Consider the following 23997-nt stretch of genomic DNA (forward strand, 5'->3'; position numbering starts at 1 on the left):
GCCCGCGTGCGCGAACTCTGCGCCAGATTCCCGATCTATACACGCTAAGATCGGGACTTTTTAGGGTCTGTTCGCGGGGGTGGCGGCTCAATAAGGTAAGACTGCAAACAGGGGGATGCTGCGGTCCCCTGGCGGCATAAAATGCCGGTGTGCAGTACAGTCAGGGCCGTTCTGCCTTGCCGGGTGTTCCGGTTCTGGCCGGATTTGTTTTTCCAGGCGTTTGTCCTGGTTTTGTGGAGGAGGGTTCATATGTCACAACAGGCTGCGTGCGATCTTGTCGCCCGTTATTATGCACTTTTCAACGCGGGCGACCGCGAGGGCTTTCTGGCTCTGCTGACGGATGATGTCGCGCATGACATCAACCAGGGCGGGCGCGAGATCGGGCGCGATGCGTTCCGGCTTTTCCTGCAACGCATGGATCGCTGCTACAGCGAGCAGTTGAAGGATATTGTCGTCATGGCCGATGCCAGCGGCACCCGTGCGGCGGCTGAATTCATTGTGCATGGCACTTACCTGAGCACGGATGACGGCCTGCCCGACGCCAACGGCCAGACCTATGTGCTGCCCGCCGGTGCCTTTTTCGAAATCAGGGACGGCAGGGTTGCCCGGATCACCAACTATTACAATCTCGAAGACTGGATGAAACAGGTCGCGGGTTGACGGTGGCCGGGCTGCGGCCCGCCCATCATAATTGCGTAAATTAAAAAAATATGTCGCATTTTTGAAAATGGCGATTGCCGGAATATACCATTCTTGAACAAATAGGACATGACGCCACAGGGTGTCGCGCCTGACGCCGGACGGGGCGTTCCGCCCCCGAACGTGGTTCACGGGTCGGGCCGCTTTCTGCAGGAAAGCGGCTCCCGCTCGGGCGGTTCAAGGACAGGGAGACCGGTTATGAATAACATGACTCCCAGGCTGGATGGCGCGCCTAACCTGCGCGTAGGGATTATCCTGGCCAGAAAGTTCACCCTCTCGGCCTTTGCGCTGCTGGTGGACCATTTACGCCTTGCCGCCGACCGCAACGATAACAGCCGGCCCATTCGCTGCCAGTGGACTGTCATGTCCGAACAGTCAGAACCCGTTCGCTCCAGTTGCGGCATTCCCATCAGCCGCGATACCGGCCTGCGTCCCCCGTCGGAGTTCGACTATATCGTTGTCGTCGGTGGCCTGCTGCATGGTACCGAACAGGTGGGCGAGCAGACACTGGCCTATCTGCGGCAGGCGGCCGGTCTGGGTGTGACGCTGGTGGGGATCTGCACGGGTGTGTTCGTGCTGTGCCGTGCCGGGGTCATGAAAAACCGGCTCTGTTGCGTAAGCTGGTATCACCGGCAGGATTTTATTGAGGAATTTCCCGATCATGCGGTTATCAGCGACCGTCTTTTCATAGCTGATCGTAATCGCATTTCCTGTTCGGGCGGCGCTGGCACGGCGGATATGGCCTGTTCGCTGATAGAAAAGCATTTCGGCAAATCGACGGCCCAGAAAGCAAGCCATGTCCTGCTGCTTGAACGCCAGGCCGCCAGGCAGCAGAACCTGTTGCAGCCTACGCCCCCGCTCATGAAAGAAATTCGCCTGACCACGAACGCCCACGTCAAGCGCGCAGCCATGGCGATGGAGCAGAACATGAACGAGCCTGTGTCCATCGGCGTGATTGCCGAACAGCTCGGGCTTTCGCCACGGCACCTTGTCAGGCTGTTCCAGACCGAGATCGGCATGAAACCGACCGATTTCTACCGTCTGATCCGCCTGCGTTATGCGCGGGCCCTTTTGCGTCAGGGCGACATGTCCATTACTGAAATCGCCATTGAAACCGGATTTTCCGACTGTGCGCATTTTTCACGTCAGTTCAAGGCACGGTTCGGTTTGACCCCCACCGAACTGCGCCTTATGTCGGGTGCCGGGGGAGCTTTTGCGCCGCTTGCACCCTCGCAGGACAATTATGCGGGCGTTCGACTGTTTGAAGAGGCATAAAAATGCAGGCTCAGGACGTACGGTCTGTTGTTATTACAGTAAAATGTCAAAGCAGGCCGGGTATTGTCGCGGCGTTTTCGCAGGTTGTTTTCGAATGCCATGGCGATATCATGGATATCAACCAGCATAACGACAAGGCGCAGGACCGGTATTTCATGCGTATGGTCTGCCAGTTGCAGGCCACGGAAATTCCTGCCCTGCGTGAACGGCTCAATGCCGTGGCGGCGCGTGTGGGCGCGTATTACACCCTGCGCGACAGGGCCGAAAACACGCGCACGCTCATTATGGTGTCGCGGTTCGACCATTGCCTGAACGACCTGCTTTATCGCTGGCGCATTGGCGAGTTGACCATGCAGCCGGTCGGCATTGTCTCGAACCATCCCAAGGATGTGGCCTGCAGCCGGATCGCTCTGGGGGATATTCCGTTTTACTACCTGCCGGTTTCCGAGAGCACAAAAGACGAGCAGGAAGACAGGCTGCGCACCATTATTGCCGATACAAAGGCCGAACTGGTGGTGCTGGCCCGTTACATGCAGGTGCTGTCAAACCGTTTCGCGCGGGAGATGGAAGGGCGCTGCATCAATATCCACCATTCGTTCCTGCCCGGTTTCAAAGGGGCCAAGCCGTATCATCAGGCGTACCGGCGAGGCGTGAAGCTGATCGGCGCCACGGCGCATTATGTGACCTCCGACCTGGATGAAGGCCCGATCATCGAGCAGGATGTCGAACGGGTGACCCATTCCGACACGGCGGAAGATCTGGTGCGCAAGGGGCGCGATATCGAACGTCGTGTGCTGTCCAGGGCGGTCATGTACCACCTCGAAGGTAGGGTTATCCTGAATGACGACAAGACGGTGGTGTTTCTGAACTGACCCGGCTGTGTCACTCCGCATAAAAAAAGGAGAGCCCTGGCTCTCCTTTTTTCTATCCCGGCCGCATCGCGCCGGTTGCGCGCACTATGCTGCGCCCAACCCCGCCAGTCAGGCGGCGGCCTGCTGGCTGATCTTGACGATAGCCCCGACAATGGTTCTCTGGTCGCACAGGCCGGTAAGGGTCCTGTCCTTATGGATCAGCACGGGCCAGGGTGTTGCCTGGCTGAAATGGGCAACAGTGCTGAGCGGGGTTTGCTCGGGCACGCACAGCACATCCCCGTCCGAGATTCCGGCAGGCAGGTCCTGCCCGGCGTCCAGCACCACAAGGTTCAATGTCCGTGTGGGTGAGGCAAGTGTGCCTGCCGCCTGATCGAGCCTGAAACCTCCCTGTCCGTTCAACGAAAGGTCGGACAGGTCAGGTGGGGTCAGCGGCGTCATGAAATTGCTGGCGGTTATGATGGGCAGCGGGTTCATGTGGCTGATGAATTCGCGCACATAGTCATTGGCCGGGCTGCCCACGATATCCTGCGGTGTGCCGGTCTGGACGATACGCCCTTCTTTCATGATGGTAATCTGGTTGCCGATTTTCATGGCTTCGTCGATATCGTGGCTGACGAACAGGATGGTTTTTTTCAGCTTTTGTTGCAGCATCATCAATTCGTCCTGCAACTTGCGCCGGATCAGCGGGTCCAGGGCGGAAAAAGGTTCGTCCATCAGCAGGATATCGGCGTCGGTGGCAAAGGCGCGGGCCAGGCCGACACGCTGCTGCATGCCGCCTGACAGGTCCTTGACGTTGGCGTCGGCCCATTTTTCCAGCCCGACGAGTTCGAGCTTTTCATTGACCATTTCCCGTCGGATGGCCGGGGCAATGTCGCGCAGTTCCAGCCCCAGGCCAACATTTTCGCGCACTGTACGCCATGGCAGAATGGCGAACTGCTGGAAAACCATGGCAATGCGGGTTTTGCGCAGGTCCCGCAGCGTGTCGTCATCGCAGGTGGCGATATCGACATGGGCCACGCCGTTGCCGATCAGCACCTGACCGTTGACGGTCTTGTTCAGCCGGTTGGCGGCCCGCAGCAGGGTGGACTTTCCAGACCCCGAAAGCCCCATCAGCACGCTGATCTTGCCGCGTTCGACCTCCAGGTTCGCATCCGACACACCCAGGACGATGCCCGTGTCGTTCAGGATATCGGCGCGGCTTTTGTTGTCACGGGCCATGTCCAGGGCCTTGGCCATGAGGCCGGGCCCCTTGCGGGCGGGAAACATGATGTCCACATGGCGGAAGGAAAGAGCTGAGTTCATTTTCCGGTGTCCCCTGCGCGGCAGACGCGGTCCAGGATGATGGCGAGAATGACAATGGCGAACCCGGCCTCGAACCCGATATCGACCTGCACGCTGTTCAGTGCGCGGACAACCGGCACGCCCAGGCCGCCTGCTCCCACCAGGGCAGCGATCACCACCATGGACAGGCTGAGCATGATACATTGTGTCAGCCCGGCGCGGATCATGGGCAGGGCCGCCGGCAGCTCGATTTTCCAAAGCAGTTGTCGGGGTGTCGCGCCAAAGGATTCCCCGGCTTCAAGGAAAATTTTGGACACGGATGAAATACCCATCTGCGTCATGCGGATGGGGGCTGGCACGGCGAAGATGATGGTGGAGATCAACCCCGGTACGGTGCCCAGGCCGAACAGGATCAGGGTCGGGATAAGATAGACAAAGGTGGGCAGCGTCTGCATCAGGTCGAGCAGGGGGTGCAGAACCTTGTCCAGCCAGGGCCTGTGGGCGGCGGCAATGCCCAGCGGCACACCGATGATCATGGATGTCAGGGTGGAAAACAGGATCAGCGAGAGAGTCGCCATCGTGTCGTCCCAGTATCCCTGGTTGAGGATGAATGTCAGCCCCACGCCGACAAGGGCAGGGGCCAGCACGCGGCGCTTGAGGGCTGCCGTGCCAGCCACGAAAATGGCGATCAGCAGAATGGGGGGCATACCCTGCAACAGGGCCGTAAACGAATCGACCCCCCAGGTAATGCTGTTGCTGATGATATCCAGAACCCCGGTGCAATGCGTGCGAATCCAGTCCACGAGGTCTGACATCCACATGCCGAGCGGGATTTTGTGCGACGTAATCCAGTCAGTGACGGCGTTGAGCATAAGAGGTCCGATTTACTGAAGGCCCAGAAATGCGCGAACTGCGGGCAATGCAGGTGCTCCATCCGTCGTGACGACGCCCGCCAGCCATTTATCCAGCACCTCGGGGTGCGCCTTCAGCCACTGTTTGGTGGCCAGGGGGGCGGGAACATGGTTTTCGGAAATGGCCTGCATCATCTCGTTTTCAGCCTGTACCGTAAAGACGAGCTGCTTGAGCAGCCGCCCCACATTCGGGCATTCCTGCGCGTAGCCGTTGCGAACAATGGTGTTGACCGAGGCGGACGCCCCGAAAATCTTGTCGCCCCCCGTCAGGTAGGTGATATGAAAGTGCATGTTCATGGGGTGGGGTTCCCACGCCAGGAACACGATGGGCTGCTGGGCGGCAATCGCGCGGGAAACCTGGGAGAGCATGCCCTGTTCGCTGCTTTCGTTCACCTTGAATTTGCCCAGCCCGAAGTCGTTATGCTGGACCATGCCCAGCAGCAGGCGGTTCCCGTCATTGCCGGGCTCGATCCCGTAAATGGTGGAATGCAGCTTGTCGGCCCAGCCGGCGATATCCTTGAAGTCACGCAGCCCGGCCGCCGTCACGTAATCGGGCACGGCAAGGGTATAATGCGCGCCTGACAGGTTGGTGGTCAGGCGTTCCACAGCCCCTTTTTGCAGGTATGGCCCCACGACGGACGCGGCCGACGGTTCCCAGTCGCTCATGAACACGTCAAGCTGCTTGATCTGCTGCGACAGATACGCGACCGACAGCGCGATCATGGGGGTTTTGGTCCTGTAGCCCATGCCCTGGAGGATGTTGGCCGTCAGGTTCGTGACGGCGGTAGCGTCCGTCCAGCCGGCGTCCCCCATGCGCACCAGCTGGCACGACGCGGGGTCCGGGTCCGCCGCCCGTGCAGGAAGCGCGCACAGGGCCGAAGCAAGAAGGGCAGAGGCGGCGAGAAAAAGCGTTTTCATCAGGCGGGGCATCTCTGGTTGGATTGTGGATCCATAATTGCGTTCATTCTGAATAAAAAATAAAATAAAGCGCAAGAGAAATACGAAGAAAAAACAGGAATTTTTTTTAAATATCGCCGACAGGCTTCATAACTTTGTTAAGTGGATTTTTCTTCAAAAAAATGTCCATGTCATTCAAGAAGGGCAGATCGTTTTTTGTATGTAATGACACGCCGCAGGTTTATGGAAGTCGGGCCGGGTGCTCAGCCTGGCGGTTCGGGGCACGGGAAGGGGTAAGGATATGGAGATTGGCCGCAGTTGGGTAGGCGGAGCCTATCTGCCGTCCAGCGGGGAACGTTTTGCCAGTGTCGACCCCGCCACGGGCGAGACACTGGCCCTGATCGAAAGTGCCACCCCCGACACGCTGGACGCGGCGCTGGACAGCGCGCAGAAGGGCCAGAAGGTCTGGGCCGCCATGCCCGGCGCGCAGCGCGGGCGTATCCTGCGCCGCGCGGCCGACCTGCTGCGTGAACACAACACCGCCCTTGCCGAACTGGAGACGCGTGATACCGGCAAGCCCATAGCCGAAACCGAAGCGGTGGATATCCTGTCCGGCGCGGATGCGGTGGAATATTTCGGCGCGGTCGCCGCCACCATCAACGGGGAGGCCGTGGATCTGGGGGGCGAGGCCTTTGGGTACACGCGGCGTGAACCGCTGGGCCTGACGGCGGGAATCGGGGCATGGAATTACCCGATCCAGATTGCGTGCTGGAAATCCGCACCGGCTTTGGCCTGCGGCAACGCCATGATTTTCAAGCCTTCCGAACTGACACCGCTCAGCGCGCTGAAACTGGCCGAAATCTACAAACAGGCAGGCGTGCCCGACGGGGTCTTTACCGTGTTGCAGGGCGGGCGCGATGTCGGGCAGATGCTGACCCAGGCCCCCGAAATCCGCAAGATTTCCCTGACGGGGGAGGTCGGGACAGGCCGGAAGGTCATGGCCGCCGCCGCCGGGACACTGAAATACGTGACATTGGAACTGGGTGGCAAATCGCCTCTGATCGTGTTTGGCGATGCGGATATCAAAAATGCCGTCTCGGCGGCACTTCTGGCCAATTTCTATTCGGCGGGTGAAATCTGCTCGAACGGTACAAGGGTTTTCGTGCACACCTCCATCCGGGAGCGTTTTCTCGCAGCCCTGAAGGAACGGGTCGAGAAAATCCGTGTCGGAAACCCGCTTGATCCGCAAACCCAGATGGGATCGCTGATTTCGCAGGATCATATGCAAAAAGTGCTGGCTGCCATTGAAGCGGGCAAGGCCGAGGGGGCTACCGTGCTGACAGGTGGCACCCGCATGACAGATGGTGCTTTGGGCAAGGGGGCCTTTGTCGCACCAACGGTATTTGTCGACTGCCTTGATGAAATGAGCATCATGCGCGACGAAATTTTCGGCCCCGTGATGTCGGTGGCCGACTTTGTGGACGAGGAGGAAGTCATAGCCCGGGCCAATGCAACGCCGTTCGGTCTTGCGGCAGGCGTCTTTACCGCGGACCTGGCCCGCGCACACCGCGTCATTCACCAGTTGCAGGCCGGCACATGCTGGATCAACACCTATAACATCACGCCGGTGGAACTGCCGTTCGGCGGGTACAAGCAATCCGGTCTGGGCCGTGAAAATAGCCGTCTTGCCGTGGAACATTATACCCAGGTCAAATCCGTCTATGTGGCGCTGGGGGATGTGGACGCACCCTACTGAGCGGGAAAAAGCCGATGTCTGAATTCGACTATATTGTTGTAGGGGCGGGGTCCGCCGGATGTGTGCTGGCCAACCGGTTAACGGAATCCGGGCAGGACAGCGTTCTTCTTCTGGAATTTGGCGGGAGCGATCGCTCTATTATCGTGCAGATGCCATCCGCCCTGGCCATGCCCATGCACGACAAGCGCTTCAACTGGTTTTACGACAGTGAACCCGAACCGCACCTGAACGGGCGGCGCATGCATACGCCGCGCGGCAAGGGGCTGGGCGGGTCTTCCTCCATCAACGGTATGGTTTATGTGCGCGGTCATGCCCTGGATTTTCAGGAATGGGAGCACATGGGGGCCACGGGCTGGGGGTATGCGCAGGTCCTGCCCTATTTCCGGCGGGCGGAAGGCTCGGGCGATGGCGATAGCGAATATCGCGGCAGGCAGGGGCCGCTGCACACCCAGTACGGAACGCTCGACAACCCCCTGCACGAAGCGTGGATGAAGGCAGGCGAACAGGCCGGTTATAGTCGCACGGGCGACTACAACGGTTATCGGCAGGAAGGTTTTGACAAGATGAGCATGACCGTCAGGAACGGTCGGCGGTGGAGCACCGCCAATGCCTATCTGCGCCCGGTCCTGTCGCGCAAGACCCTGAAGGTCGAGACCCATGCCCGTGTCGTCAGGATCGTGTTCGAAGGGCGACGGGCCGTCGGGCTGGTCTACCGCAAGGGTGGGCAGGAATTTACCGTGCGGGCCCGCCGGGAGGTTATTTTAAGCGGTGGGTCCATCAATTCCCCGCAATTGCTGAAACTGTCTGGTATCGGCCCGGCGGCGGAACTGAAGGAACACGGCATTCCCGTACTGGCCGACCGGCCGGGTGTTGGGGAAAACCTGCAGGATCACCTTGAGTTTTATTTTCAGGTCGCCTGCACGCAGCCCGTTACGCTTTATTCGGCTATGAGCCCCCTGGCCAAGCTGGGGATCGGGCTGCGCTGGCTGTTGCGCAAGGACGGGCTGGGGGCAACCAATCATTTCGAAAGCTGCGGCTTCATCCGCAGTCGTGCAGGGCTGCAATACCCCGATATCCAGTTTCATTTCCTGCCTCTGGCGGTCACGTACGATGGCAAGGGCCTGGCTTCGGGGCATGGTTTTCAGGCCCATGTCGGGCCCATGCGCTCCAAAAGCCGCGGCTGGGTCCGGCTTGCCTCCGCCAACCCGGAAGACAAGCCACGGATCTGCTTCAATTACATGAGCCACCCGGATGACTGGGTGGATATGCGCCATTGCGTGCGCCTGACGCGCGAGATTTTCGCGCAGAAAGCCTTTGACCCCTATCGCGGCAGGGAACTCCAGCCCGGTGCCGATTGCCAGACGGATGAACAGATCGACGCCTTTATACGGGACAAGGTGGAAAGCGCGCTGCATCCGTCCTGTACCTGCAAGATGGGCAGCCCGGATGACCCCATGGCTGTGGTGGACCCCCAGACACGGGTGATCGGTGTCGAGGGATTGCGCGTTGTCGACTCCTCGATCATGCCGCGTATCACCAACGGCAACCTGAACGCGCCCACTGTCATGCTGGCGGAAAAGGCGTCCGATCATATTATGGGAAAACCGCTTTTACCCGCATCGAATGCACCGTATTACGTGCCCGATGACTGGCAGACACAACAGCGTTGAGAGAGGGTATGGCAGAACTGAACGAGACCGAACAGGCTGAATGGGATGCGCGGCAGACGCAGCGCGTTCTGGATTTTCTCAAAAGCGCGGACATTGCGTTCGAAAGCCTTGCCCATCCGCCTGTTCACACGGTGGATGAAGCAGAACCCTACCTGCGAGCGCTCAAGGGCGCGCAGATCAAGAATTTTTTTCTCAAGGACGCCAAGGGCAAGCTTTTCGTGGTGACATGCCCTGCCCGGCGGGCGGTGGACATGAAAAGTCTGGCCGTTGCGCTGGGGAGCAAAAAGCTCTCATTCGGCAAACCCGATCTGATGATGGAGTGCCTCAATACGTTGCCGGGTGCGCTGGGTCCGTTCAGCCTGCTTGCGGACGCCGAGCATAAGGTAACCTTTGCGATCGATGAGGATCTGTGGCGCGAGGATTTCATTATCTGTCACACCATGTGCGGTACCTGTAGCGTTTCGCTGGCCGTAGCGGATCTGAAAAAAGCGCTGGAACGCCTGGGGGTGACGCCCCTTGTTTTTTCCCTGGATCAGGAGCAGGCCCCTCAGGCCTGAGTGTTCGGGCGGGTGTGGCCTGTACCGGCTATGGACCGGGGGGGATGCACGCCCCCGGTCCATACGGCCTATACGACTGGGAATTCCTTTTCCAGACCCAGAAATTTTATGGCGTTTCCGCCCAGAATGCGGGATTTTTCTGTGGCATTCAGGCGTTCCGTGCCGCGTACGAGTGCCCCCATCTGCTGTTCGCCCAGTGGAAAGGGGTAGTCGGTGCCCAGCACAACCCGGTCAGACCCCATGGCATCGACCAGCAGGCGCAAGGCGCCTTCATCGAACACGGCTGAATCCACATAAAAGCGGTCCACATAGCTGGAGGGCGGGTTGGGGCAGTCCTCGCGCACAATGTCGCGGTGCTTCCAGGCATTGTCGACCCGCCCGAGCAGATAGGCAAAGCTGCCGCCACCATGGGCGAAGCACAGGCGCAGGCTGCGCGGCAGTCTTTCAAAAGACCCCGACAGAATAAGGGATAGGATGGAAAGCTGCGTTTCCGCCGGCATGGAGACAAGCCAGGGCAGCATATATTTGCGCATCCTGTTCATGCCCATCAGGTCCCAGGGGTGAACCAGCACCGCAGCCCCCTCGCTCGCGCAATGGTGCAGGAAGGTCAGCAGGCCTTCATCGTCCAGGTTGCGCTCACCCACATGGTTGCCGATCTGCACCCCCAGATGCCCGTCCGCCATGGCGCGGCTGACTTCCCGGCAGGACAGGTCGATATCCTGCAACGGCACCTGGGCCAAGGCACGCATACGGCCGCCGGAGCGCGCGCACAGCTCAAGCGCACTGTCATTGAACAGGCGCGCGCAGGCCAAAGCCTGTTCGGCGGGGCGGTCATAGGCGAACAGAACGGGTGTTGCGGAGATAACCTGAAGGTCGATCCCGTCGCGGTCCATGTCTTCCAGCCGTTGCTGGGGGTCCCAGCAGGCGGAGGTGACGGGGCGGAACTCGCGTTCGCCAATCATGACAACGGCCTTGCCGCTTTGCGTATGGCGCATCCACGGCCAGTCGGGCGAGCCGAAGCGTTCGGCAAGGTCAGGCCATGTTCTGGGGAAAAAATGGGAATGGATATCGATGATCATCAGAGCGTCACCCATCCGGCCGGAGGCGTCTTGCCAGGGTGAAGGGCGCCGCAATGGGGGCAGGTGCGGGCTGCTGTATCGTCGTAAAACGCTTTGTACAAAGGCGGCAGGTCATCGACAATGCTTTTCAGTTCGACTTCCACACGGTGTACAAGGCCATTGCATTCGAAGCAGTACCATTCGAACCCGTCGCGCGCGCCCGGAGCACGGGCCGGTTCGATCACCAGCCCGATCGAGCCTTCCTCCGGCCGTTGCGGGGAATGCCGGACATGGGGGGGAAGAAGGAAAATATCCCCTTCACGAATGTGAACATCGTAATGCTCGCCCTTGTCCACGATCTTGAGAACCATGTTGCCCTTGAGCTGGTAGAAAAATTCTTCCACCGGATCGTCATGGAAATCGGTTCTTTGGTTCGGGCCGCCCACGACCGTTACCATCATGTCGGCATCTTTCCAGATCTGCTGGTTGCCCACAGGGGGTTTGAGCAGGTGCTGGTGTTCGTCGATCCATGTCTTGAAATTGAACGCGGAGAGTTTGGACATTGTCATGCCTCCGACCGGTCATGGGGTTTGAGAGGGGAATAGGCGACGGCCTTGATTTCGATCAGCAGATCGGGGTGGGGCAGTTGCGCCACCGCGACCGTCGTGCGGGCTGGCCCTTCGGGGCCTAAGAATTCGGAATAGGTGGCGTTGTACTTGGCAAAGTCGTCCATATTAACGAGAAAAGTGGAAATTTCGACCACATCGGCAAGGGATGCGCCAACACTGACAAGAATTTTTTCGATATTGCGAATAACGGCGCGTGTCTGGGCGATAATATCGCGGTGGCGGTTGCCATCCGCCCCGACATGCACGCCCTCGAAACTGTTGTCCGGGCGGCGGGAACTGGTGCCTGAAACAAACAGGAAATCGCCTGCGCGGCGCACATGGGGGAAACTGCCCATGGGCTTGGCATTGCCGGGCACGACAAAGGCCTGACGTGTCATGGTGTCTCTCCACGGACTGTGAATCCAACCCGGCCAAGGCTCTGTACCTCGACACAGACATACGCACCCGGGCGCAGAGGTTCGGCGGCCATGGCCGCGCCCGCCAGGACGATATCGCCCGGTTGCAGGGGTTCTCCCGCTTCTGCGGCAAGGCGTGCCGCGCGTAGCAAGGCCCGTAGCGGATGGCCCAGAATGGCCGCACTCGATCCCAGTTGTGCTGCGCGCCCGTCAAGGCGCATGACCATGCCCAGATTGCCGACATCGCGCGGGGGCATGGGGTTGCCCAGAATGACCGCAGCGGCCGAACAGTTGTCGGCAATGACATCGGCTTCGCTGAACACGAAGTTTTCGTAACGGCTGTCGATAATCTCGATTGCGGGCAGCACGGCCTCGACCGCCTGGGCCGTTTCGGTCAGGCTGGCATCCGGTGGCAGGCCGCGCTTGAGCATAAAGGCGATTTCGGGCTCCGCGCGGGGGTGAATGTAGCTGGCAAAGGCCAGTTCCGCCGCATCGTGGTGCAGCATGGCGTCTGTCAGCCGACCCCATATGACCTCGTTCACCCCGACCTGGCGCATTTTGGCGACACTGGTCAGCCCCAGCTTGAGCCCGATCCGCGTCTCGCCACGGCTGTAGCGTTCCTCCATCAGCGCACGCTGGATCTTGAGGGCAGCGGCCCGGTCCAGTCCGGGTTCGGCAAGGGTCAACTGCGCGATGGGGGTGGTGGTTCGGGCGGCCGTGTCGAGCGCGCGTGCGTAGGTGCCCAGTCGTGTCTGTGTCATGCTGAAAATCCTGCGCTGACGCTGCCCAGACCTTCGATCCGGGCTTCGAAAAAGTCTCCGGCACTGGCGTTCACCATCGGGCCGAGCGCCCCGGACAGCACAATGTCGCCCGCCCGCAGGGGTGTGCCGTGATGCACCATGGTACGGGCCAGCCATGCCACGCTGTTCAGCGGCGAACCCAGACAGGCCATGCCCACACCGGTCGAGACAGGTTCGCCCCGCCGTTCGATGACCATGCCGCAAAGTTGCAGGTCTACGCTGGAAAGTGTGCGGGGGTAGGCTCCCAGCACGAACGCCCCGGATGATGCGTTGTCGGCTATGGTGTCGGCAATGCTGATATCCCAGTGCGCGATCCGGCTGCCGACGATTTCCAGCGCAGGCAGCACGCAGTCGGTCGCGCGGACCACATCGGCAACGGTCGTGCCCTCTTTGGGCAGATCCCGGCCCAGAACGAAGGCGATCTCGGCTTCGACCTTGGGCTGCATGACGTGTCCGAAGGCGATTTCCGCCCCTTCGGGAAAAGCCATGTCGTCAAGCAGCACGCCAAAATCCGGGCGGTCCACGCCAAGGGCTTTCTGCACGGACCGGGCGGTCAGCCCGATCTTGTGGCCGACCTGCCGCCTGCCTGCCGCCAGATATTCGCGCACAAGCTGCTGCTGCACGGCATAGGCATCGTCTATGGCGTCCGGCCCCAGCAGGTCGCGTACCGGGGGGCAGGGGGTTCTGGTTGCGGCTGCGGCCAGCAGGCGTGTGGCGGCGGCGTAGATATGATCTTTCGCGAAGGACATGGTTCAGAGCTTTATGCAGATGTTGGTCGGTTCGGAATAGAACGCGAGAGAATGCCGCCCGCCTTCGCGCCCGACCCCCGAGAGTTTGACACCGCCGAACGGCGTGCGCAGGTCGCGCAGAAACCATGTGTTCACCCACACAATGCCGGTTTCCATGCGCGGGGCCAGCCGGTGGGCGCGTTTGAGGTTGCTGGTCCATAAGGCGGTGGCCAGCCCGTAACGCGTGCCGTTGGCGGCCTTTACGGCGTCTTCCTCGGTATCGAAGGGGGTAATGTGGCAGACGGGGCCGAAAATTTCTTCCTGCATGCAGCGGGCATTATCCGAAAGCCCCGTCCAGATCGTGGGGGCGACAAAATACCCCCTGTCGCGCTCGTCCCCAAAGGTCGGAACGTTTCCGCCCGTGACCACCCGGGCACCTTCGGCCACGGCAAGGTCGAAATAGGACAGTACCTTCGCGCGGTGCTCAGCCGAGATCAGCGGCCCCATGGTCACACCCTGTTCATAGGGACTGCCGATACGGATCTGTTCGGTGCGCTGCCTGAGTGCCTGCACGAATTTTTCAAAAATCGGGCGTTCCACATACACACGCTCGGTACACAGGCAGACCTGCCCGCAGTTTGAAAATGCCGAGCGTAATGTGCCGGTCACGGCCTCTTCAAAGTCGGCGTCGGCAAAAATCAGGCTCGCATTCTTGCCGCCCAGTTCGAAGGAGATGGGCTTAACCGTTTGGGCGGCCGCCCGCATGATGGCCGTGCCCGTTGCCGAAGCCCCGGTAAAGGTTATGGCGTCCACACCGTCATGCGTGCTCAGGAAACCGCCTGCGGAGTTGGGGCCGAAACCATGCACGAGGTTGAACGTGCCCGGTGGCAGGCCGATCTCGTCAATGACTTCGGCCAGAAGTGTCGCGGAATAGGGTGTTTCTTCCGAGGGTTTGGCAATTACGGCGTTGCCGCAGGCCAGAGCCGGGGCCACTTTCCATGTCAGCAGCAGTAACGGCAGGTTCCACGGCGAAATGATGCCGACCACGCCCAGAGGTTTGTTGATGGTGTAGTTGAGCGCACCCAGCCCGTCGGGGGTGGTGCTTTCAAAACAGTCGCCATGCGCGGTTGCCACCTGGTCGGCAAAAGCGCGGAAATTGGCGATGGCGCGCGGGATGTCGATGGTGCGGGCATGGGCTGCGTCCTTGCCCGTATCCGCGATTTCGGCGGCGACAAAAGCGTCGAACCGGCGCTCTATTCCGTCCGCGATCCGGCGCAGGGCCTGTGCGCGCGCCTCGGCCGTGGTGCGTCCCCATGCTCCTGCCATGGCGGTTTTCGCGGCGGCAACGGCATGGTCCACGACAGCCTGCCCTGCTTCGCACACCTGTGCGACCACGCTGCCATCGACAGGGTTGATATCGTCAAATCGGGTTTCGGTTTCGATCCACTGCCCGCCCACGTAGTTGCGCAGGAGCGGGACATGCGCTCCGGCTGCGGGCGGCGTGGGGTCAGGGCTGTGCTGCGGCATGGGGTCTCCTGGCGGCTTAGAAGCGGCACCTGGAGTGTTCCGTTTTCAGGTATGTATTAAAAGGGATTTCTTGACGCCTTTCTATAACTGAAAGGAATATCAGCTAAAGCCATGCCCAGAACCGGAGTCGGACAATGCAGATCAACCGCCTGACCATCCGCCATCTGCGTCTTGTTGCCGCCATCCTGCGCGAAGGCAATCTGGTGCGGGCAGCCGCCAGCCTGAACATGACCCAGTCGGCCGTGACCAAAGCCCTGCATGAAACCGAGCAAAGCCTGCAGACGGCGCTGTTCTCGCGTACCAACCGTGGCACGGTGCCGACACCGGCGGGTGAGATGCTGGGCGTTCATGCCCGGCTTATTCTGTCCCAGCTCGATTCAGCGGCGCAGGAACTGACCGACCTGCATGACGGAACGGGTGGGCGCATCGCCATAGGCACACTGATTGCGGCGTCCGGGCTTTTGCTGCCCAACGCCATTCTGGCGCTCCAGCGTCTGCGGCCGCGGCTTGTGATCAAGGTTGTGGAAGGCACGAACGATGTGCTGCTGCCTGCCCTGCGTTGCGGGGAACTGGATATGGTCATTGGCCGCCAGCCCGAGTTCGGGTTGCGGGACGGATTTGTGCATGAATTTCTCATGCACGATGTCGCCCGCATTGTCGTGCGGGCTGCCCACCCGCTGGTGGGGGCGCGGCATGTCACGCTGGCCGATCTGCTGGAATGGCCGTGGATCATGCCGAGTTACGAAACAACCCTGCGCCGCCAGATCGAGGCCACCCTGCGCACCGCGTCCCTCGACCTGCCAAAGCGCTATGTCGAATCGGTGTCGTTCCTGATCAATCGCGCCTTGCTGCTGGAGGATGACTATATCGGCGTGTGGCCGACATCCGTCGCCCGGGTCGAAACCGATATGGGGTTCATTCACGTTCTGCCGGTCGATCTGCCCGCGACATCCCACCCTATCGGGGTGACGCTGAACCCGGCCGTGCGTATGCGGCCCGCAGCCCAGATTTTTCTCGATACCCTGCGGGATGAGGCAGGAAAAAGCCTTGCAATATAAAGGATCATACAAAACACATGCGGCACCCGCGCGCTGGGCCGTGCGGGGCTGTCCGTGTCTTGCCGTATAGTGCGGGCATGGGGCAGGCCCGCCTGCACGCACCCGTAGTCGTGGTTCTGTCTGGTGTGCGGGCGTGGGCCCCATGCGGTGCGCATAGGGCCCGGCCTGTCAGGAGGTCAGCGTCGGGTTTGTCGCGGGGTAGGTCCGCGCGCCGGGCTGCACACCCATGGTCCTGAACGTCTGCGCAAGTCTGGCCATGCCCTGGTCCAGTCTGGCTTCATCGCAATAGGTAAATGACAGCCGTATGGCCGGCGGGACAAGACCCAGCGGGTCGAACGGTTCACCCGGGCCGATCAGCACGCCGGCCTGCATGCCCAGATCCACCAGGCGTTCCACATCCACTGTCGTATCCAGCAGGTTCGCCCAGACAAACATGCCGCCGGCGGGTACCTCCCACGTGACATAATCGGCAATGTGGCGGGCCATGGCCGCGCACAGCGCGTTACGGCGTGCGCGGTACAGGGCGATAATGCGGGGGTGGCAGTCCTCGATCAGGCCGGTCTGCATGGCTTTTACGGCCATGCGCTGGGCAAGCCCGTTTGAGCACATGTCGCTGGCCTGCTTGGCGGTGGACAGCATGCGGATGGTTTCGGGGGCGGCGATAATCCAGCCCACGCGCATGCCCGGGGCCAACTGCTTGGACAGGCTCCCCAGATGAATGATCGGGCAGTCATCCAGCGTGTCCTTGCCCTGGCTGGCCAGTTCCAGCAGGGTGGGCAGGGGTTCCCCGTCGTAGAACAGCGCGCCGTAGGGATCGTCCTCCACCAGCGGGGTGCCCGAGGCGCGGGCGGCTTCAAGCAGTTTGCGCCGTTCTTCCAGTGTTACCAGATACCCGGTCGGGTTCGAGAAATTCGGGATCATGTAGGTAAAGGCAGCCCCCGCCATACGGGCCGCAAGGTCCCGGCCTTCGCGCAGGCCCAGGTGCCGGTAAGTGGGGTTGCGGGGCCGCCATGCGTCGAACGCTCCGGCATAGCTGGGAATTTCGCACGCGATCGTATCGCCCGGGGTGGTGAAGATCTTGCCCAGCAGGTCGAGCGCCTGCGTGCCGCTGGCCGTAATCAGCACGTTTTCGGCCCTGGCTGGTACGCCACGGGCGCGAAAACGCTCGGCCACCGTCTCGCGCAGGTCGGCAAGGCCGGGGGTAGGACCATAGCCCAGGCAGTCATCGGGGTAGTCCAGAATGGCCTGTGCCGCGATGGCCGACAGTGCCTGTGCCGGCAGCAGAGAGGGGTCGGGCATGCCGCCCGAGAGGTTGATCAACCCGGGAATACTGGCTGCCGCGATATTGCGGGAGGTAAACGGATTGGTTTTCGCAAGCCAGGGCGCGAAACGCGGCCCGACCGTGCGAGAGTCGAGAAGGGACCGATCGGTCATATAGAGGGACTCACTGGGTCTGAAAGGTTGTAGGTCTTGCAGACGAACATGACTTGGCGGCCATGGGCTTGCCAGAAAGCCTTCGACTGGGGAGCCCTCGCGCAGGAGAACCACCCGCCTAATAGCTAGCAGGTCGACCGGGTTGGGAACGAAAGGGGCCGCAACCTCGTAGTCTACCGATCACGTAACACCGTGCCCCCCGATAAGAGCAGGGAGCAGCGGCATTTGTAAAGTGTCTGGATGACTGTTCGTGCAATTATGCGCCCGGCACATGACGCAGGGCATGAACATCGCGCTGCGCCTTGCCTGTTCAGCACCTGTTTCGGGCCTGTTCGTTCACGGGGACGGGGGGGGCCACCAGTTCGCCAGCGGTGTGCCGCCAGCGTGCCACCAGCGTGCCCGAGGGGCTTGCGCATGCATGCTCTTGCCCTGCTGGCCGTGCGGCTATACGTCTGGTTTTGCCAACAGGACTGTATCTGAATGACCAATACCAGCAAGACCTCCGCAACAGAACGCAAGCGCGGCTCCGGCGCGAAAATGGTCTATGACCTTCTGCGTGACGAAATTCTGGACCTCGTGCTGCCACCCGGCAGCCCGATCGATGAGGTTCTGCTGGCCGAACGCTTCGAGATGTCGCGCACCCCCATTCGCGAGGCTCTGGTGCGTCTTGCGGGGGAAGGTCTGGTTGATACGTTGCCGAATCGTTCGACCATGGTGTCGAATATCGACTTCCTGAACATGCACACCTATTTCGACGCGCTTGTGCTGATGTACCGCGTGACGATCCAGCTTGCCGCCCGATACCACCGCGAGAGCGATCTGGAGATTATCCGCAAGCATCAGGCCGCCTTTGCCGCAGCGGTCGAGGCCCAGGACGCACTGGCCATGATCGCGACCAACGCGGCGTTTCATCTCGCCATAGCCGAGGCGGGGCGTAACCCGTATTTCACGTCGCTGTTCAAGCGCCTGCTGGATGAAGGACGGCGTATTCTGCGCCTGTACTACCAGTCGTACGAAGATCGGCTGCCCCGCCGCTTCGTGGAGGAACATGACGAGATGATCGACGCCATTGTGGCGCGCGATCTGGTCCTGTCCGAGCAGCTTGGGCGCGAACATGCCGAACAGATCGTCCGTCAGGTCCAGAAACTTCTGACCCGGAACGAGCGGCTGGATATCGCACTCTAGCGCTGTGGCTTTTGGGGTCATGTCGCAGGGCATATTGCAGGGCGTCCTGTGCGGGTGGATTTCTTGTCGAAATCTTGTCGACAAATAAAATACAATAGGCTAGGGTCTGTTTGAAAGACGGGGCAGGGGCCGTTCTGCCGTGCCCGCTCCCGCCGTTATCATGAGTTTTCAAATGGAGCGCGTTATGGCCACCAATATTTTCCACGGCGTCATTCCTGCCCTGATGACCCCCTGCAAGGCAGACCGGACCCCCGACTTCGACGCACTTGTCCGCAAGGGCAAGGAACTGATCGCCCAGGGCATGTCCGCCGTCGTGTATTGCGGTTCCATGGGGGACTGGCCCCTTCTGACCGATGCGCAGCGCATGGAAGGCGTTGAACGTCTGGCCAAGGCCGGTGTACCGGTTATTGTCGGCACAGGTGCCATCAACACCGCCAGCGCCGTCGCCCTGGCCACGCAGGCCCAGAAAGTTGGCGCCAAGGGGCTTATGGTCATCCCGCGCGTGCTGTCACGCGGGTCCGTCATCGCGGCGCAGAAAGCGCATTTCAAGGCCATTCTGTCCGCCGCCCCCGAACTGCCCGCCATTATCTACAACAGCCCCTATTACGGTTTTGCCACCCGTGCGGACCTGTTCTTCGCCCTGCGCGCCGAACACCCCAACCTTGTCGGCTTCAAGGAATTCGGCGGCCCGGACGACATGCGCTACGCGGCCGAGAACATCACCAGCCGTGAAGACGGCGTGTCCCTGACAATTGGTGTCGATACCGCTGTGGTGCATGGTTTTGTCAACTGCGGCGCCACGGGGGCCATTACCGGGATCGGCAACGTGCTGCCCCGCGAAGTGCTGCATCTGTGCGCGCTGTCCCGTGCCGCAGCAGCAGGCGATGTGGACGCCCGTCAGCGCGCGCTGGAACTGGAACAGGCGCTGGCCGTACTGTCCTCCTTCGACGAAGGGCCGGATCTGGTCCTGTTCTTCAAGCACATGATGGTGCTCAAGGGCGATGCCGAATATACGCTGCACTTCAACGAAAGCGACGTGCTGAACGAAAGCCAGCGCGGCTACGTCGAAGCCCAGCTCAAGCTGTTCGACACCTGGTACGCCCAGTGGAGCACGCTGCCGGGTGCGGTGCAGACCTACAAGGCGTAAGCGGCGGTCCTGCCTGCCGGACGCAAAAAGCCCTCCCCACCGGGAGGGCTTTTTTATGGGCAGACCACAGGGTGGCTGTCCGGGCCGATACGGGCCAGGTGGGTTTTTCAGCGTTCCAGAGCGTCGATATTGCCCAGCACGCGCTCGAGCAGGGACACAAGCGTGTCGACATCCGCCGGGCTGAGGCCCTGTGTCATGTCGGCATTGGCCTGACGCAGCACGGCGCGGCCGGCGGGCAGGCGTTCCTGCGCCTTCGGGGTGAGCGAGATCAGGCTTGAGCGCCTGTCGCGTGGGTCGGGCGTGCGCTGTACAAGGCCGTCGCGCTCCATGCGGGCGAGCATCTGCGCCATGGTGGGCTGTTCCACTTTGGCCCAGCGCGCCAGTTCCGTCTGCGAAAGCTGGGCTCCATCCCTGAGCGCGGCCAGCACGGGCAGTTGCGCCGTGGCAAAGCCCAGTTCGCGCAGTCGTATATCGCCAATCCGTGTCAGGCCGCGTGCGATGCGGCTGAAATAATGGCCCGGATGGCGCAGGGGGTCCCAGTCGTCTCCGCTCATTGCATAGGCTCCTATGTTTATGTATATAGGTTCCTATGTAATAAAATGAGCAGGAGAAGGCAATGGAGCGGATCGCGATTATCGGAGGCGGTCCCGGCGGGTTGATGCTGGCGCGACTGCTGCAACTACGCGGGTTCTCGCCCGTCGTGTTCGAGCGGGACCAGCATGCGGCGGAACGCCCGCAGGGTGGCTCGCTCGACCTGCACGGCCAGACCGGCCAGCGTGCACTGCGGCTTGCGGGGCTGGAAAATGCTTTTATCGCGGCCTCGCGCCCCGAACATCAGGGGGACAGGCTTTATGACAGCGCGGGCACGCTGCTGTTCGACCGGGACGACCCCGCTGACGACCGGCCCGAAATTGATCGCACGGCCCTGCGCCGGATTCTGCTGGACTCGCTGGAGCCGGGTACGGTCCGATGGGGACAGAAGATTTCGCAAATCGCTGCTGTTGAAAGGGGTTTTGCAGTCATAGGGCCAGACTGGCGCGCGGAGTTCGATGTGGTGGTGGGGGCCGATGGTGCGTGGTCACGCGTGCGGCCGCTGCTGAGTGAGGCCATACCGGCCTATGAGGGCGTGACACTGGTTGAGCTGGGTTTTGATGCCGGGCAGCATCCCGCCGTTCATGCCCTGACAGGGAGCGGCAAGATGTTCGCGGTGGGTGACAACCGCGCCCTGATCACACAGCGCAACGGGTTCGGCCATATTCGTGGCTATGCGGGCCTGCGCCTGAGCGAGGCCATTGCGCGGCAATGGCAGACCATGCCACCCGCGCAGGTTCGCATGGCTCTGGCGCAGGCGTTTGCGGGTTGGGCGCCTGGCCTGCTGGCGCTTGTGGAAACAGGCACGTTTCTGGGGGTTCGCCCGCTTTATGCCCTGCCTGTCGGGCATTGCTGGCAAAGCCGGGCAGGGCTGACCTTGCTGGGCGATGCCGCACATCTGATGTCCCCTTTCGCGGGAGAAGGGGTCAACCTTGCGCTGGCGGATGCGGCCGATCTGGCCGAGGCCCTGACGGAGACCATGACGGAGGCCCCCGACTGGGCGGCTGTCACCCGTTATGAAGAGACGATATGCGCGCGTGCCGCCATAGCGGCCGAAGGCGCGGCACAGGGTTTGAACGGCGCTTTTTCATCCCGGGGAGTCAGCCCCGTTCTTGAGCATTATCGCGCGCGGGTGCGGGACGCGTGAAAGATGTCCCGCCCTGTTCAGGGAGCGTCCACGGAAAAATCGAGTGTGTAGGACGACTGGTTTACTGAGCGTTTTTGCTGAATGACGTGGATCGCGGGGTCGCGGGGCAGAAGACAGTTTACCAGCCAGACTGTCTCCGGCCCCATGCCCTGGCTGTCATATGCGAGACGGTACGTTCCCTGTCGGAGACTGACTTTGATACGGAACTGGAGATCTATGATGCCGCTACCCGTGCGGATTGCCGTAAAAGAGGGGAATCTCGCAATTTCCGCCACCAGGGGGGCCGGGTGGCCGTTCAGGGAAAACGACAGGCGCTGCTCGATCTGGGCCACATAGGCTTGCCGTTCGGCGAAAGACAGCCTGCCATCGCCGTTGCGGTCCATCTGGCGGATGATGTTTTCAGCGACATCCTGCCCCGGTGTCAGGCGCAGGTGCAGCATGATATGGTCCTGGGCCAGCGTGATGGTGGTGGCCTGCAGGGTCCTGTCCATCCGGTGGGCCCAGACCAATGCGGGAAGAACGAACAGCGCGCATGTGGCGATAAATGCGAATCTTGCTTTGATCATGGAATGCTGAGCCGGCTGCCGTAGCTGTTGGTGGGGTCCTGGTACACGGTATGGACTTCCGGGGCGGTGTGGGCACCGGCATGCTGGGGCGAAAATTCGATCAGCAGGCGCGGGCCCTGAATCCGGTAATAGGATGACCCGGCAACGCCGGGTTCATGGGTGGTGGGGCCGCTCCAGGCGAACCATGTTTCATCCAGTTCCTGACGGATTTCGCGCATGCGGGGGGCGGCGTAAGCGTCGTTCATGATCCCGACCCATGCTCCGATCAGTTCCATCAGCCTGTCTTTCTGGGCGGCATTCAGCGCTGACCCCCTGATGCCTTCGGGTACAAGGGTTTCCCCCCCGTGTCCCGGTCCCTGCACAATGTCCTCGACCGTGTAGGGCAGAATGGCCTGCTGGCGCTGGGCGGGGTCCAGACTGTCGAGAAATGCGAAAGCCCTGTCGTTTTCTTCAGCCAGTATGCGAATGGTCCTGTCGCCACGCCGGTAGGCAGAGGGGTGCGCGCCGGTCAGCCTGGGGGCCATGACGGTATGCGTGCCCTCGATGACGATATTCAGGCCCAGATGCCGTCCCCCGAACTGCACCATCCACGGCGCTGTGTCGGAAGGCTGGCCGAAAATCGCAATGCTGTAGGTTGCCTTGCCGGAAACGAACGGCGTGGCTTTGTTCGTCAGCGCCTGGTCAGCCTCCATGACGTCCTGCACGGTCCGGTAGCCCCCGGCACTCAGAAGCGTTTGCAGCAGGCGCAACGCCGCGGCCCGTTGATCGGGCGTCAGGCGATTGATCTGCACCCCGGGGCGGAAGCCTTCATTGACGGGAAAGCCTGACCATACCGCCATGCCGTAGCGTTCCCCGATAACGTTGACGGGCGAACCCGGGCCCGGCCCCTGCTGTATCACGGTCTGGCGTGGCACCCCGGTAACGGGGGCGGATGACTGGTCCGGCCCGGTGCGGCGGGTCCGGGCGGATGGTCCTGAGTGTTGCAGGACAAAAGGAAACTGCACCTCTCCACGATGGCGCGGATCGAAGGTGGCAAGGAAGGCGCGGGCCGCAAGAACAGCCTCATGCGTCACGTTTGAAGACGCGCTTTTCCCCGCCGTCACAGGGGACGGTGGCGGGGCGGGGCGTTCCGCCAGGGCAGGGGAGGCAGCCAGGATCAACGCCCCGAATATCCAGTATCTGTTCTTCATCCAGCCATGCCCTGTCTCGATCATCTCCAAACGTACACGCTTTTGTGAACTCCTGATGGAACACTGCATGGCCCAGGCCGCCCGATCAAGCTTTGTCCGCAGTACCATGCTCCGTGCCGCAAAAGCCGTGGCACAGGCGGACTGGCCACCCTGCCCCTGCTGGCCAGATTCTGGGCCGCCGAGCCGACCCGTGGCCGGGAAGCCGTGCAATGCGGCATTGTACCGTTATGTGCGTTGTGTTTCGTATGGGTAATATTCGGCCTATATAGGGGCCGGGCAAGGCTGCCTAGTGCAAAACTGGATACCGCCCGGCCAGCCATACGCACCTTCCCACAGGCCGGATGCACACGACCGCTCCGGGATATGTCCATGCAGAGAGTGGTGTTTTTTTCCAGACTGCGGCTTGGGTCTTGCTGCGTTTATGCTGCTGTTTTCGCGCTTCAGGGCCGTTTTGTCCGCCAGCCGGCAAGAGTGCGCCATTGCCTGCATAATCCCTTATCGGCCTGACTGGCAGGTCAGTCGCGCCGCGTTCATGGGGGTTGCCGGGCTTATTGCGGCGCGCCATCGCATGGTCTGGTCTGGTCTGGTCTGGTCTGGTCTGGTCTGGTCTGGTCTGGTCTGGTC

The 23997-nt window shown here is 61.3% G+C and carries 23 protein-coding genes; 10 read left to right on the forward strand and 13 right to left on the reverse strand.

The features are described 5' to 3' along the window. Positions 1-249: 249 nt before the first annotated feature. From ABF990_RS12870 to purU, 3 genes are all read left to right on the forward strand, one after another. Positions 250-660, forward strand: a complete 411-nt coding sequence (locus tag ABF990_RS12870; RefSeq protein WP_415491594.1) for a ketosteroid isomerase-related protein — start codon at positions 250-252, stop codon at positions 658-660. A 237-nt stretch (positions 661-897) separates the two neighbouring features. Then, entirely contained in the window at positions 898-1974 is a 1077-nt protein-coding gene (locus ABF990_RS12875) for a GlxA family transcriptional regulator (RefSeq protein ID WP_415491593.1), read from the forward strand. A 2-nt stretch (positions 1975-1976) separates the two neighbouring features. Further along, complete coding sequence (purU, locus tag ABF990_RS12880) at positions 1977-2846, forward strand: formyltetrahydrofolate deformylase (protein ID WP_415491592.1); 870 nt, start codon at positions 1977-1979, stop codon at positions 2844-2846. 108 nt (positions 2847-2954) lie between these two features. Here purU and ABF990_RS12885 read toward each other — a convergent pair whose 3' ends face one another. Genes ABF990_RS12885 through choX form a run of 3 tightly spaced genes read right to left on the reverse strand, consistent with a single transcriptional unit; the run spans position 2955 to position 5956 of the window. After that, positions 2955-4148: a quaternary amine ABC transporter ATP-binding protein gene (locus ABF990_RS12885; protein WP_415491591.1), complete on the reverse strand. Its 1194-nt coding sequence runs from the start codon at positions 4146-4148 to the stop codon at positions 2955-2957. Further along, the gene (gene choW, locus ABF990_RS12890) at positions 4145-4999 is read right to left on the reverse strand and encodes a choline ABC transporter permease subunit (protein ID WP_415491590.1); all 855 of its coding nucleotides are present in this window, start codon (positions 4997-4999) and stop codon (positions 4145-4147) included. Before choW ends, ABF990_RS12885 begins: the two co-directional genes overlap by 4 nt. 12 nt (positions 5000-5011) lie before the next feature. Further along, on the reverse strand, positions 5012-5956 hold the full coding sequence (choX, locus tag ABF990_RS12895; protein ID WP_415500456.1) for a choline ABC transporter substrate-binding protein: 945 nt from the start codon (positions 5954-5956) through the stop codon (positions 5012-5014). A 280-nt stretch (positions 5957-6236) separates the two neighbouring features. On the opposite strand from choX, the gene betB reads away from it, so the two are divergent. The 3 genes from betB to ABF990_RS12910 are packed head-to-tail and all read left to right on the forward strand — an operon-like array spanning position 6237 to position 9918. Then, positions 6237-7691 (forward strand): betaine-aldehyde dehydrogenase, encoded by a 1455-nt coding sequence (gene betB / locus ABF990_RS12900; RefSeq protein WP_415491588.1) that lies wholly within the window; start codon positions 6237-6239, stop codon positions 7689-7691. A gap of 14 nt (positions 7692-7705) precedes the next feature. Further along, the gene (gene betA / locus ABF990_RS12905) at positions 7706-9361 is read left to right on the forward strand and encodes a choline dehydrogenase (RefSeq protein WP_415491587.1); all 1656 of its coding nucleotides are present in this window, start codon (positions 7706-7708) and stop codon (positions 9359-9361) included. Positions 9362-9369: 8 nt separating this feature from the next. Then, positions 9370-9918, forward strand: a complete 549-nt coding sequence (locus ABF990_RS12910) for a prolyl-tRNA synthetase associated domain-containing protein (protein WP_415491586.1) — start codon at positions 9370-9372, stop codon at positions 9916-9918. A 68-nt stretch (positions 9919-9986) separates the two neighbouring features. On the opposite strand, the gene ABF990_RS12915 is transcribed toward ABF990_RS12910, so the two are convergent. The 6 genes from ABF990_RS12915 to ABF990_RS12940 are packed head-to-tail and all read right to left on the reverse strand — an operon-like array spanning position 9987 to position 15055. After that, positions 9987-10997: an amidohydrolase family protein gene (locus ABF990_RS12915; RefSeq protein WP_415491585.1), complete on the reverse strand. Its 1011-nt coding sequence runs from the start codon at positions 10995-10997 to the stop codon at positions 9987-9989. Beyond that, positions 10997-11539 (reverse strand): 3-hydroxyanthranilate 3,4-dioxygenase, encoded by a 543-nt coding sequence (locus tag ABF990_RS12920; RefSeq protein ID WP_415491584.1) that lies wholly within the window; start codon positions 11537-11539, stop codon positions 10997-10999. The genes ABF990_RS12915 and ABF990_RS12920 overlap by 1 nt, the downstream gene beginning before the upstream one ends. A gap of 2 nt (positions 11540-11541) precedes the next feature. Further along, a complete protein-coding gene (locus ABF990_RS12925; protein WP_415491582.1) occupies positions 11542-11982 on the reverse strand; it encodes a RidA family protein in 441 nt (146 codons plus the stop codon). After that, positions 11979-12761, reverse strand: coding sequence for a 2-keto-4-pentenoate hydratase (locus tag ABF990_RS12930; protein WP_415491581.1), 783 nt, complete (start codon positions 12759-12761; stop codon positions 11979-11981). The genes ABF990_RS12925 and ABF990_RS12930 overlap by 4 nt, the downstream gene beginning before the upstream one ends. Continuing rightward, on the reverse strand, positions 12758-13549 hold the full coding sequence (locus ABF990_RS12935; RefSeq protein ID WP_415491580.1) for a 2-keto-4-pentenoate hydratase: 792 nt from the start codon (positions 13547-13549) through the stop codon (positions 12758-12760). The genes ABF990_RS12930 and ABF990_RS12935 overlap by 4 nt, the downstream gene beginning before the upstream one ends. Positions 13550-13552: 3 nt before the next feature. After that, complete coding sequence (locus ABF990_RS12940) at positions 13553-15055, reverse strand: 2-hydroxymuconic semialdehyde dehydrogenase (protein WP_415500458.1); 1503 nt, start codon at positions 15053-15055, stop codon at positions 13553-13555. Between the two features lie 134 nt (positions 15056-15189). On the opposite strand from ABF990_RS12940, the gene ABF990_RS12945 reads away from it, so the two are divergent. Continuing rightward, complete coding sequence (locus ABF990_RS12945) at positions 15190-16113, forward strand: LysR family transcriptional regulator (RefSeq protein WP_415500459.1); 924 nt, start codon at positions 15190-15192, stop codon at positions 16111-16113. 168 nt (positions 16114-16281) lie between these two features. Here the strand turns inward: ABF990_RS12945 and ABF990_RS12950 are convergent, their stop codons facing one another. Then, positions 16282-17547: a PLP-dependent aminotransferase family protein gene (locus ABF990_RS12950; protein ID WP_415500461.1), complete on the reverse strand. Its 1266-nt coding sequence runs from the start codon at positions 17545-17547 to the stop codon at positions 16282-16284. A 480-nt stretch (positions 17548-18027) separates the two neighbouring features. Between ABF990_RS12950 and ABF990_RS12955 the strand changes: the two genes are divergently transcribed. Beyond that, positions 18028-18732, forward strand: a complete 705-nt coding sequence (locus ABF990_RS12955; RefSeq protein WP_415491576.1) for a GntR family transcriptional regulator — start codon at positions 18028-18030, stop codon at positions 18730-18732. A gap of 184 nt (positions 18733-18916) precedes the next feature. Further along, on the forward strand, positions 18917-19879 hold the full coding sequence (locus ABF990_RS12960) for a dihydrodipicolinate synthase family protein (protein WP_415500462.1): 963 nt from the start codon (positions 18917-18919) through the stop codon (positions 19877-19879). Positions 19880-19986: 107 nt separating this feature from the next. Here the strand turns inward: ABF990_RS12960 and ABF990_RS12965 are convergent, their stop codons facing one another. Next, positions 19987-20433: a MarR family winged helix-turn-helix transcriptional regulator gene (locus tag ABF990_RS12965; protein WP_415500463.1), complete on the reverse strand. Its 447-nt coding sequence runs from the start codon at positions 20431-20433 to the stop codon at positions 19987-19989. Positions 20434-20495: 62 nt separating this feature from the next. Here ABF990_RS12965 and ABF990_RS12970 point away from each other — a divergent pair, with 62 nt between their 5' ends. Continuing rightward, positions 20496-21617, forward strand: coding sequence for an FAD-dependent oxidoreductase (locus ABF990_RS12970; protein WP_415491571.1), 1122 nt, complete (start codon positions 20496-20498; stop codon positions 21615-21617). A 17-nt stretch (positions 21618-21634) separates the two neighbouring features. On the opposite strand, the gene ABF990_RS12975 is transcribed toward ABF990_RS12970, so the two are convergent. After that, positions 21635-22183, reverse strand: a complete 549-nt coding sequence (locus ABF990_RS12975) for a hypothetical protein (protein WP_415491570.1) — start codon at positions 22181-22183, stop codon at positions 21635-21637. After that, entirely contained in the window at positions 22180-23373 is a 1194-nt protein-coding gene (locus ABF990_RS12980; RefSeq protein WP_415491595.1) for a DUF3500 domain-containing protein, read from the reverse strand. The genes ABF990_RS12975 and ABF990_RS12980 overlap by 4 nt, the downstream gene beginning before the upstream one ends. Positions 23374-23997 lie beyond the last annotated feature (624 nt).

This window comes from Acetobacter sp., assembly GCF_047723915.1.
Taxonomy (GTDB): domain Bacteria; phylum Pseudomonadota; class Alphaproteobacteria; order Acetobacterales; family Acetobacteraceae; genus Acetobacter.